Here is a 523-nt window from a genome sequence, read left to right as displayed (position 1 = left end):
ACGTGCCCGGCGGCGGCAGCGCCAGCGTGCGCGTCGCGTTCTCCCCGCAGCGGCGCGGGCTGCAGCCTATTCCCATGCTCACGGCGCAGACGCTCTATCCGCTGGGCGTGTTCCGCGTCTGGGCCCTGTGGCGGCCGGCCGCACAGGTCCTGATCTACCCGCGCCCGGAAGAGCCGCCGCCGCCGCTGCCGCCCGGCGAGCCGCGCAGCAGCGGCACGGGCGCCAGCACCAGCGCCCGCGGCGCCGGAGAGTTCGAAGGGGTGCGCGCCTACCAGCGTGGCGATCCGATGCGGCTGGTGGTCTGGAAGAAGGCGGCGCGCGCACTGGCGACCGACAGCGACGAGTTGGTCAGCCGCGACAGCCACCAGGACCAGCGCCACGACCTGTGGCTGGATGCCGCGGCGACCGGCCTGTCCGACCCGGAGGCGCGCCTGTCGCGCCTGGCGAGCTGGGTGCTGCAGGCCGACCGGCTGGGGCTGGACTATGGGCTGCGCCTGCCCGGCCTGCGCATCCCGCCGGCCGG

The 523-nt window shown here is 76.1% G+C and carries 1 protein-coding gene; it reads left to right on the top strand.

Features of this window, described 5'->3' with window-relative positions; genetic code table 11:
• Nucleotides 1–523, top strand: a 523-nt coding sequence (locus tag A612_RS09460; RefSeq protein ID WP_019374253.1) for a DUF58 domain-containing protein, incomplete at both ends; no start/stop codon positions are given.

The sequence above is a fragment of the Melaminivora alkalimesophila genome (assembly GCF_000282995.1).
GTDB classification, from domain to species: domain Bacteria; phylum Pseudomonadota; class Gammaproteobacteria; order Burkholderiales; family Burkholderiaceae_C; genus Melaminivora; species Melaminivora alkalimesophila.
This window is presented reverse-complemented; position numbering and strand designations above follow the sequence as displayed.